Consider the following 10,719-nt stretch of genomic DNA (forward strand, 5'->3'; position numbering starts at 1 on the left):
CTATGGTGGCAAATTTTTTCGTCATTACGTACTTAAAGTTTTCCCAAAAACCTTTGCCGCGAATAATCGCCAAATCTTCATCGCCCACTGTATCAGGATTTACGTGGTACGGATTATCGTATTCACCCGTCATATTTAAGTCTACAGGAGCTCCGCACTGAGTACAGAATTTCTGATTCCCTTCAATAGGTGCTCCACAATGAGTACAAAACATAAATTAGAACCTCCTGAATTTTCTTTTCAGTATATCATTAACTCTGAAATGTTAGCAAACAGAACCGCAGAAAAGGCCGGACCGCATAGGTCCGACCTTTTAATTTATGCCAATAACAGATGACCGTATTTACTGATTTCAAGTGCCGCCTTGCAAGCATCACAATCACAATATCGGGCCCCTTCGGCCTTAAGCACTCTGCCGTGAGTCTCTAATTGTTTAGCCGCCTCTTGGCCGAAAACTTCAGTTCCTACAGGAGATCCGGCAAAGGCAATTAATTCATCAACCGTAGTGACATCGGCCTTAGCTTCTTCAATAAGCACTTCTGCCGCAACCCGTTCACGTTCCGTGCCGACAGCCTCTAAATAGGCCTGTCCCGCCGTCTTTAACCCTTTATAAGCCGAAGGCGCACTGATAACGCCTTGAATAACTGCTATAAGATCTCTTTTATCCACAACTGTCCCTCCTTACAGGGAAATGTTTACTTTACTCGTACAGTATAGCACCGAAGGGATCCAATTGAAAGACGGCTCATATCAGTGTCGTATAGATCCTTTAAAATTGCCGGTCGTAAAGATGGCTCTTCGCCAGAAAATCTTCAACCGTATTAAAACCCAACTCCTTCAGCATTCCGATGACATACGGATTTTCCATAGGCGTTTCAAAGGCCGAAGAGTCCGCATAGGTCTGCACGCATTTCTTCCCCTCTTCCTTCGGAATAATAGCTCGCGGTCCGCCTACACAACCACCGATACACCCCATACCTTCGAAAAAGTTACCCTCCCTACGGCCTTCAAGAATTTCATTAATCATATCCTTACAGTCGGGAACGCCGTCCGCTTTTCGAGTCTGCAGCTTAATTTCCCGATGAGGATTCAGTTTTTCCAGTGTCCGTTTCACAGCTGCCGCTACACCGCCGGCATAGGCATATGTAATCCCCGTAGTCGAAGCGTGAGGTTGTGCGTTTTCAGGCATATCGGCCGGATTCAAATCCGTAACACTTAAGAGATCACGAAGTTCTTGATATGTCAGTACGTAATCGATGGCTCCTGCTATGTCAGGTTCGTTTTTCTCCGCTTTCTTCGCTAAGCACGGCCCGATAAACACGGTCTTCGCTTTAGGGTGAAGTGCCTTCACGGTCCGTCCTCCGGCAATCATGGGCGAGACGGAACCCGGTACATTGGGTAGAAGCTGATGATACAACTTTTTAATCATAGCTATCCACATGGGGCAACAACAACTGGTGAGCTGAAAATCTCCTTCAGAATTAATATTCTTATCAAATTCCAGAGCCTCTTTCAGCGTTAAAATATCGGCAAAAACCGCCACTTCCAGCATCCCCGTAAACCCGAGTGCCTTTAAGGTCGACCGCATTTTTCCCATCGTTACGTCCGCTCCGAATTGTCCGGCAATTGCAGGAGCTACCAGGGCATATACGGGACCGTCATATTGATGAAGTTCCTGTACTACGGGAATGATATCCTTTTTGGCCTTCAAACTATCCAGTTCGCAAGCATCGATACAGGCCTGACAGCCTACACACTTTTCCGTATCGACGGCAATCCCCACTTCGTTGCCGGGTTTTAAAGCATCCCACTCACAAGCTTCGGCACAGTGTCTTTCGTCAGGTGGACACAAACACGGCTTTACTCGAACTACCGTCCCGTCATCAGGTAGGGTCAGACAGTCGATCAACCGGGGATCCATTCCTTCCGGAGCCAACTCCAACTCACCGTCTACAGCCTTTTTGAGCATCTTAAAGTACAGTTCATCTAACGTATCCATAGCCAGTTCCTCCGTAAGAAAGCAATACCTTATATAGGTTCATTATAGGCTTCCACCCTAAAGATAACAACGCCCGCTATTTTTGTATCCTCTACTTAAAGTTGTTGCTCCTTAAAACTCTATAAAGTGTCTCCTATACGTTATCTATCCTCGAAAATAAACCGGCCCGTTAATGCCTTGTACTCACGGATACGTTTTTTTATCGCTTAACGTGCCGATTTCAGTATAACCACACTATTATTTTTTCTTCGTCGGTATGATTACCTCATCTATAAGCCGACCGTCCCTTTTATAAGCGGACACATAAAAACCGTCTTTTCGCAACCGTAACTCCACATATACAGGAAGGTCCATGCAATCGTCATAGGCAACATCAAAAGGACGTCGTACAGCTTCTGCCCAAGTTTCGGATCCGGAGCGTCCCGTCGTAATATAGACAGTCCCCTTTGCTTCCGGTCTTCCTTCTCTCAACGGATAGGAACGGGCATAACAATGCTCATGCGCTGTAAATACCAAGGGAACTTCATACTTATCTATAAGCGGCAAAAAGGCGGTTCCGTTCACATCTTTTGCCCCTGAATACGGAGTACTCCACGGCGAACGATGCATTAACAAAATCACTCTTTTATGTTCCGTCTCCGACTGTTTAAGTATCTTCTCCAACCAACCCGCTTCAAGCGTCAGCATGTTCGGCCTAGTGGCTCCCAACTCTTCCTCGTTTGTATTTAAGCTGATAAAGCGGACATCCCCGTAATCGAAGAAGTAGGCCAAACCCGTTTGCCCCTCGGGACCGTTTTGCGGCACGGGAAACAAGGATCTGTACGTTTCCGGTTCTGCAAAAGTCCAGGTCATGCTGTACGCCTCATGGTTTCCCAACACGGGTGCCAGCGGAATATGTTCGACAGATCGCCCTTCATCCAGCCACTCTTTCCATTGAAACCATGCCTGACCGTTATCCGTCAAATCTCCCATAGATATTCTCAAATCCGCCTGTGGCATGTGCCGAAGTGCAGCATTTACAGTCTTTCCCCACTCGCCGTAGTCTACGGATTGAGAGTCTCCCATAACGGATATCTTATATTCGAGCGGCGATTTCTCCGGCATTGTAAAGGCTCCTTCTACCCGATCAGTCTCGGTAGCTACAGTATATACATATTCCGTGCCCGCCTCCAGTCCAGTCAATCTGACTGCATAGGATTGCCACGCTCTTTCCGTACCTTCAGCATAAAGGGGCGGGCGCTCTCCCCATATGACAAAAGCCGTTTTTTCATATGTATCACCCTTCTTTTTATATGAAAAAACAGGGTAAGTCCCTGCGCGATCATCGAGCCAGGCTACGGTTCGCGATGTCAGTCCGTCTTCTCCGGCAATCTGCATGACATGTTGTACCTGTGCCGCTACCGGCCATACTAATCCAAACGCACTGATAACACCGAAACACACAGCATGTAAGACCCTTTTTTTCATGATTACACCTACCTTTTTCTTAGTATAACGAAAAAAGCAGGTTCTTCAAAAGAAGAACCTGCTTTTATATCAGCTTAAATCATGGCAATAAACGGGGATACAACGAGAAGTACTCCGGAGAATACAATAAGATTTAGTACCATCCCCTTGTACTTACGCAAAGATCCGACCTTATATACCAAGTATGCGGGAATAAGGCACCCGATACATCCCAGGATGGGTCCTAAGAAGGATAGCAGTTTAAGAATCGGTGCATTGAGTACAATGGCACCCCAGGATACGGAAACCGCAAAAACCAAAATACCTTTAGAAACGAGTTCTTTATTGATTTTTTCTGCCGGTAAAAGACGCGATAAGATATTTAAGGCAATACCCGTGCACGCTTCCTTAAAGCCCAAGAAAACGCTGAAGTATGCCGTTACGACGGCAAAGATATTGAGGATAAGACTGAAGATTTTAACGGCATCCGCATCGGCACCGCGCGCCACCATGGCCAGAGCCGATATATTATTCGTATATGCTTCAACAGCCTGTTCGTGGCCCATAGCCAAGTTAAAGGACATAGCGTACGAGAATACGGTAATAAAGAGAACAAAGAAGGCTATTTTCATAGCTCTCATTGCCTTATACCGTGCTACATGAATGGATGTATGATGAGACCGATAAGAAATGACCATAGGGCTTAAACAGGGAATGAAAATAATAGAAGTCAGTGTATAAGGAAGCATAATGATCGTCTGCTTCAAAATATACGACCAGTCGGGGAAAGCTCCTAGGTTGGCCAAATCCCATGACTGTACCATCAACAAACCCAAGCAGGCGACAACGCACAACTTGGTCAAGACCATCAACGTCGATACCTTAAAAAGAAGTTGTTCACCGCGAGATGCAACGACAACCATAAAACAAATAACGGCTAAGCCGTATAAAGGATTATCGGACAACAACCCTTTCGTAACGCCGAAAGACTGCAAAAATGAGGCACTGTCATTAGTCAGAGCCGTAGAATACATGAAGACACAAATAAGGCTCATCATAAAGTACAAAATGCCGAGGAAAAATCCCCAGTTTTTTCCTAAATAACCGCCGATAATACTGGGATAATCATTACAGTCCGGCGAGTCCGCCAAGGTATTGATGAATAACCGTTGTAACAAATAAATAGAAGGATAAGCAATAAGTGCGGACAATAAAAATACCCAGACACCTACAAGCCCGACCTGTACGGGGAGAAATACAATCCCTGCCCCGATGGCCATGCCTATACTCATAATTATCCAACCTCTGTCGGTACTGTCGAATTTAATCGCTTCTTTCCATTGGGCCTCGCTCATACCGGCCTGTTTTGCCAAGTCTGCCGTGGACATATAAAAAACCTCCTGAATGTAAGATTAAACACCCCTGTCGTTTTCCCGTTAGACGACAGGTTACTGCTGAATTTCGCTTAAAACCTAGAAAAACACGTTCCCTTGCAACACATGTACGGAAAAGGCAAGAATAAAAAACATTCCGATTTCATGCATGCGAACAACTCCTTTCACCGTTCTTCCCCCGATAATATTCTCCTGTTCCTTCAGGGAATATTTAATATGCTTAAAGCATATCACTAAATATTAGTTTCACTCAACAATACTTGTTTCTCATGACACGAAACTTTTCATTCATTTTGTTTCTTTTAAATAGAAAAGCTCCCCTTTTTTCTATATAATTAGAAGCAAATATTCGGATTATATACTCTTAATTAAAAATTTAATATTTGTAAGAAACTTTTTGAGGTGAACCATGGAAAATTTGCAACGAGAAATCGGCAAGAAAATCAAGATTTACCGCAAGAAAAAACTGCTTACCGTAGCAGATCTGTCAGAGGCCATCTGTAAAAGCAAGTCCACAGTCAGCAAGTACGAAAACGGGCAGATCTCGATGGACATCCTGACCTTATACGACATCGCGCGAGTACTCGGAGTTCATGTGGAGCAGCTTCTACATCCTGTTGAAGACAAGACGCTGAATCTTACGGAAACTCGTCTCCCAGCCTTCTTTCGTAATACGAAGCAGCTCTACCTTTATTATTACGACGGTCGTTGTAATGAAATCAGCATCGGTATTATGGACATTCTGTCCAAAACGGGACCCAACACGTATAAAATCATGCTATACTTCAATATTAACGCCTATGACATCTATCAGGACTGTGAAAACACGTATTGGGGAATATTAACCCATTATGATGCCCTATCCACTTTAACGCTCATGAATCAGAATACGCCGACGGAGCAACTGATTATTACCATCTTATCCCCTTTTCTTGATGTTCCTCACAAGTGGGGCTTACTGAGCGGTATTTCCACGCGCCCGCTTATGCCCGTAGCCACAAAGGTCTTTATATCTAAAACGAAGCATGCCGATACGGAGGAATTTCGTAAAGATTTGAAGATTTCAAAAGAAGATATTCGACTTATGAAGCTGTACAACATGCTGTCCATTACTTAGGGTGCGACCTCCGGGGAAATACAAAGTATAACTTTACCCATACTAAAGGTACTTGACAATCCACCCTCTCTCCCCGTATAATACATGTTGTACTTGCCACTTTAGCTCAGCCGGTAGAGCATCTCATTCGTAATGAGAGGGTCGTTGGTTCAAATCCGATAAGTGGCTCCAAGTAAAGAGGCTTCCGTAAACGGAAGCCTCTTTTAATTGTCTTTATCAGTCTGCTGACTATCGAAAGAGGCCTGTACGGGATATATCCCATACATGGATTTGGAAAGGATTTTTATATTGAGAGTAATTAAAAATATTGAAATATAAGTGATTTTAGGGAAGTACTTTTAGGTATTTCCAATGTCATGATTTAAAAATAGGGCAAAAACGAATGACTCTCATTTGGTTTGAAAACCTATAATATCTAATGATTATGCTATACTAGAAATATAGTGTTGTTATCAATAAATATCAGTGCGAGACTAATCGGAGGATAAAATAGAAAAATAAATTAATGAAAAAATTATCGAAATCGTGCATCAAGCCAACGATAAAAATCACCAAAAAGTAATCACGAGACATGTATGGAAAGATGATCTTGAATGTTGTGAAGAGATTCGACACCAAAGAGGGATGAAGGAGCTTTATCAGAAGCGTAAAGAAACCATTGAACGACTCTTTTGGACAGCTAAGGAGTACCATAATTTGAGATACACTAGAGAGAAAGGAAATTCCAAAATGGAGGATAAGGTTGGGCTTGCTTTGGCGTGTTTAAATATCAAAAAATTAGTGAAATGGATAGGGAATATCCCTTTTTATTTTGCTTTAAATCAGATTTTTGGATGGAATAGTAGATGATAAGACAAAATATCTTTGAACATACAAAAAGACAAACGCCAAAAATGACGTTTGTCTACGTTCTGAGGTAGCCTTTAGGCTCCCTTTTTCTTAGAAAATACCGATGAGTAATTGCATGCCAAGACTAGTCAGGATGATAGCAATCCAGCAAAGGGCTCCAAGAAGAATGGATTTTCCACTGGATTTGATCATAGCAATGAGGTTGGTTTTGAGACCAATAGCACTCATAGCCATGATGATGAGGAATTTGGAGAGTTGTTTGAGAGGTGAAAAGAAGCTATTGCTGACACCGAAAGATGTGAGAAGAGTAGTTAGCAGAGAAGCTAGGATAAAGTAGAGAATGAAAACGGGGAAGATTTTTTTAAGCTTCACTCCTTGGTTGTTGCCTTGTTGACGGCTTTGCCAATAGGAGAGGAAGAGAGTGATAGGGATAATAGCTAGAGTACGTGTCAGTTTGACAATAGTTGCAGACTCAAGAGTGTTTGTATTGTAAAGACTATCCCAGACACTAGCAGTAGCTGTCACAGAGGAAGTATCGTTGACCGCAGTACCCGCAAAGAGAGCAAAACCTTCGTTGGAAAGATGGAGCCAAGAACCTAGAGTTGGAAAGATAAGAGCTGCCAAGACATTGAAGAAAAAGATAACAGAAATGGCTTGGGCTACTTCTTTTTCCTTGGCGTGAATAACAGGAGCAGTCGCTGCAATGGCAGAACCGCCACAGATAGAAGATCCAACTCCAATCAAGGTAGCTAGCTTTGTATCAAGGTTAAAAAAGCGTTGGAAAAAGAAAGCTATAATCAAAGCAATTGAAATAGTTGAAAGGATAACAGGAAGGGAAGATTTTCCAACTGCGAAAACTTGTGAGATATTGAGTCCAAACCCAAGCAAAATAACAGCATACTGAAGCAGTTTTTTGGAGCTATAAGTCAAACCGGCATCCAGTTGTGTATAGGAAGTGAGAAAGGGATGGAGAATCATTCCGATAAAAATGGCGAAAACAGGTGCTCCCACAACAGGCAGAAATCCCCCTAAAACCCAAGAGATGATAGAAATGATCAGACAGACTAACAGTCCTGCCCAATTTTTTGATAGAAATGACATAAAAACCTCCGAAAATAAATACTTTTTGTTATAATATTATTTGTAAGAAAAGTAAAATAGAAAGTAGGAATAAGGTTGTAAATTAACGGAATTTTGCGGTCAGAGAGCTTTTGTAATATAACAGATATATGTTCTTTGATCAATAAGGATGCTCAAGAATAGGTATAAAATGATTTTTCAGCATTATGGATATATTCACTTGGTACCAGACATTGCAAGTGTCAATAAAGCTTTGAGTGTTCTTTTAAATGAATTAGATATTTATCCAATTATCACGACAAAAGGAGCACGTCATACCTATGGGAGCTACCTCTGGCACAAAGGATTTGACCTTGGAGTTATTGCAAAAATTCTAGGGCATAGAGATATTCCAATGTTAGTAGAAGTATATGGACACACTTTAGAGGAGAAAATTTTTGAGGAATTTAATCAAATCAGAGATGTCTGGAAAGATTCCTCATAAAAAAATGTGGGGCAAATGATGGGGCAAATCAGTTATAGACAAGCAAAAAAGCCTTGTAAATCAAGGCTTTTTCCTGTTGATTTAGATGCCCCATACAGGCCTCTTTCGCATAAAAACCGGTCGAAGCATCTCTTCGACCGGTTCCGACAGATAATTCAACTTATTCCGTGCCACCTTCATTATCGGCACCGCCGCTGGCCCAAACCTTTTGAGCGTAAACGGCGTTGAACAGAAGGGCTGCCTGAAGCGCTACTTGCGACAAGTTGGCCCCTAAAGTCCCGACCGTATTATCGCCCATAACCATTTGAACGGACAATATACTCCAATAGAGGAAGTTTGCAATATTAACAAAAATCCAGAGCGACCAGTTTTCATTATACTTTAAAATATAGAGAATCTGAGCAATGAAGCTGACTACAAAGTTAATGGAGTCGAAATAGGGGAGCTGACCGCCTACATACGCCAAAATAGCCCAACCGATAAGCCATGCGACAACAGCTCCCGTAAAAACCTTCTTTCGCGTTCCTTTTTTAAAGGAGCGTGTCGCTTCCTGCTGTCCCCATAAATACCACCCTATAGGTTGAGAAATTACATAAACAATATCCATGGCAAAGGACCCGTACGCATGACTGATCCAGGCAATATAAGTCATGGATACGCATTGTATAAACCCGAAGACGAAGGATATCTTACGTCCCTTCATACCGTAAACCAGGCATAAAACTCCGCCTATACCGGAAATCATCCCGATGGGACTATCCGGTGAAATAGCGTAGACAACGACTTGCAACAAAATAAGTAGTGATACATATTTTACTTCGAACTGTTTCCAGTTCGCAAACAACTGACTGTAAAGCCAGCCGTGTTTTGCTGTTTCCATCTTATTCCTCCGTGTCATGGGCCAAAATGTTAAGGGCCAATTTAATCGATTCGTCCTGGCCCTTGGCAACAAGGTCGGCACTGTTTACGAGCGAATTGATACTGTCAGCCAAGTCTCCGTTGCAAAGGACGACATTGTTTAAAATCGACAGGGTTTCCATGCCTCGCAATCGTCCGACGACGGCCAAAGCTCCCGATTCCATATCACAACCCAAGACGCCTTTTTTTGCCCAAAAATCTTCCACTTCTTCATTGTCATCCATATAAAAACCGTCATGAGAGCGAATGATTCCGAAATGAGCCTGCGGTGCATATTTTTTAGCCAAGGCTAAGAGTTTAAAAGACGGAACGGCCGGATAGATTTCCGGGGCATACTTTTTCGTAAGTCCGTCATCACGCACAATACCTTCTCCGACAATTAAGTCTCCCAAGCCAATTTCCGGCTGTAGGGCTCCGCATGAACCCACTCGTATAACCGTCTTCACTCCGATGTTGTGAAGCTCTTCGATACCTATGGCAGCCGAAGGGGCACCTATACCGGTTGACATAACCAGAATTTTCCGCCCCTTATATGTCCCCGTAACAGTGCGATATTCTCGATTCTCCATAATTTTTTCAGGCTCATCCAAAAATTTCTCCATGACGTCTACACGGGCCGGATCGCCGACAATAACGGCACAATCCGTATCGACGGCATCGGTTAACTGAATATGCGGTTGCGGTTCTTTTATTTGTACCATATTTATACCTTCTTTTACTTCACAATAGTAATCCGCCCCTGCGGTTGTGCATATGTATTGCCGACAGTACCGCCCAATACGGTCTGAATATAGTTTTTCATACTGTCTACGTCAAGATACCCGGTTGTTTCCGTTTCCACCTTAGCCGGATCTGTAAGTGCATAGTATGTATCGCCGCCATAAGTAAGGTAATCGGGCATTGCGATGCAATATGTCGCTTCGGGATCGAAAGCCTTACCGCCGACAGTTGCAATGGTAACTCGCGAGCCGGGCTTTGCCGGTGCATAGTAAGTCGAATGGGGATACTGCGAACCTTCAGCATAGGGCTTCGTTGTATCAACTGTATAAGTAATGCCTGCTACTTGAGGGAAGGCGCCTATAGCCTGCGGCGTCGTGCAGGTTGCCGCTTCCAACACTTCCAGCAAGACAGCTCCTTTTAAAGTCACATATTGTAAATAGTTATGGTACGGCATGACACGCAAAACATCATTTTCCGTAATCTTGCCTGCATCAATGGAGCTGCGGATAGTACCGCCATTTTGGATAGCTCCGTCAACGGTGATCCCCTTCAAGGCTACGGCCTGTTGAGCCTGCCATAAGAAAGCGTCGGCAATGAGATCGCCCAGGTTTGTTTCTTCCGTACGCACGCCCGGGTCACGAGCTCCGTTAAGTTCTACCGTCGTATTCCCGACTACGGTAGACAGTTTCTTATCAATAGCCGTCTGCGCCTT

Annotated in this window: 11 protein-coding genes, 1 tRNA gene and 1 pseudogene; 4 read left to right on the plus strand and 9 right to left on the minus strand. The window is 43.4% G+C overall.

The features are described from left to right. From PGX78_RS03600 to PGX78_RS03620, 5 genes are all read right to left on the minus strand, one after another. Nucleotides 1-214, minus strand: a 214-nt coding sequence (locus tag PGX78_RS03600) for a zinc ribbon domain-containing protein (RefSeq protein ID WP_270445433.1), incomplete at its 3' end; no start/stop codon positions are given. 104 nt (nt 215-318) lie between these two features. Then, a complete protein-coding gene (locus PGX78_RS03605) occupies nt 319-669 on the minus strand; it encodes a hypothetical protein (protein ID WP_270445434.1) in 351 nt (116 codons plus the stop codon). 100 nt (nt 670-769) lie between these two features. After that, a complete protein-coding gene (locus PGX78_RS03610) occupies nt 770-1,999 on the minus strand; it encodes a [Fe-Fe] hydrogenase large subunit C-terminal domain-containing protein (protein ID WP_270445435.1) in 1,230 nt (409 codons plus the stop codon). Nucleotides 2,000-2,236: 237 nt separating this feature from the next. Further along, nucleotides 2,237-3,466, minus strand: coding sequence for a purple acid phosphatase family protein (locus PGX78_RS03615; RefSeq protein WP_270445436.1), 1,230 nt, complete (start codon nt 3,464-3,466; stop codon nt 2,237-2,239). A 74-nt stretch (nt 3,467-3,540) separates the two neighbouring features. After that, a complete protein-coding gene (locus tag PGX78_RS03620; protein WP_006941136.1) occupies nt 3,541-4,833 on the minus strand; it encodes an amino acid permease in 1,293 nt (430 codons plus the stop codon). Between the two features lie 415 nt (nt 4,834-5,248). Between PGX78_RS03620 and PGX78_RS03625 the strand changes: the two genes are divergently transcribed. The 3 genes and pseudogenes from PGX78_RS03625 to PGX78_RS03635 all read left to right on the plus strand — a co-directional run. Beyond that, entirely contained in the window at nt 5,249-5,956 is a 708-nt protein-coding gene (locus PGX78_RS03625) for a helix-turn-helix domain-containing protein (protein ID WP_270445437.1), read from the plus strand. 95 nt (nt 5,957-6,051) lie between these two features. Further along, a tRNA-Thr gene (locus PGX78_RS03630) sits at nt 6,052-6,127 on the plus strand. 372 nt (nt 6,128-6,499) lie between these two features. After that, nucleotides 6,500-6,805 (plus strand): annotated as a pseudogene (locus PGX78_RS03635) (transposase); the annotation flags it as partial. Nucleotides 6,806-6,895: 90 nt separating this feature from the next. Here PGX78_RS03635 and PGX78_RS03640 read toward each other — a convergent pair. Beyond that, complete coding sequence (locus tag PGX78_RS03640; RefSeq protein WP_006941152.1) at nt 6,896-7,906, minus strand: YeiH family protein; 1,011 nt, start codon at nt 7,904-7,906, stop codon at nt 6,896-6,898. A gap of 169 nt (nt 7,907-8,075) precedes the next feature. Between PGX78_RS03640 and PGX78_RS03645 the strand changes: the two genes are divergently transcribed. Then, nucleotides 8,076-8,369: a tyrosine-type recombinase/integrase gene (locus tag PGX78_RS03645; RefSeq protein ID WP_270445438.1), complete on the plus strand. Its 294-nt coding sequence runs from the start codon at nt 8,076-8,078 to the stop codon at nt 8,367-8,369. 160 nt (nt 8,370-8,529) lie between these two features. On the opposite strand, the gene pnuC is transcribed toward PGX78_RS03645, so the two are convergent. The 3 genes from pnuC to PGX78_RS03660 all read right to left on the minus strand — a co-directional run. After that, on the minus strand, nt 8,530-9,249 hold the full coding sequence (pnuC, locus tag PGX78_RS03650) for a nicotinamide riboside transporter PnuC (protein WP_040773268.1): 720 nt from the start codon (nt 9,247-9,249) through the stop codon (nt 8,530-8,532). Nucleotide 9,250: 1 nt separating this feature from the next. Next, entirely contained in the window at nt 9,251-9,988 is a 738-nt protein-coding gene (locus PGX78_RS03655) for a nucleoside phosphorylase (protein ID WP_270445439.1), read from the minus strand. 14 nt (nt 9,989-10,002) lie between these two features. Then, the coding region (locus PGX78_RS03660) for a 5'-nucleotidase C-terminal domain-containing protein (RefSeq protein ID WP_270445440.1) at nt 10,003-10,719 on the minus strand (717 nt) is incomplete at its 5' end.

It is taken from the genome of Megasphaera sp. AF13-6AC, assembly GCF_027685385.1.
GTDB lineage: Bacteria > Bacillota > Negativicutes > Veillonellales > Megasphaeraceae > Megasphaera > Megasphaera micronuciformis.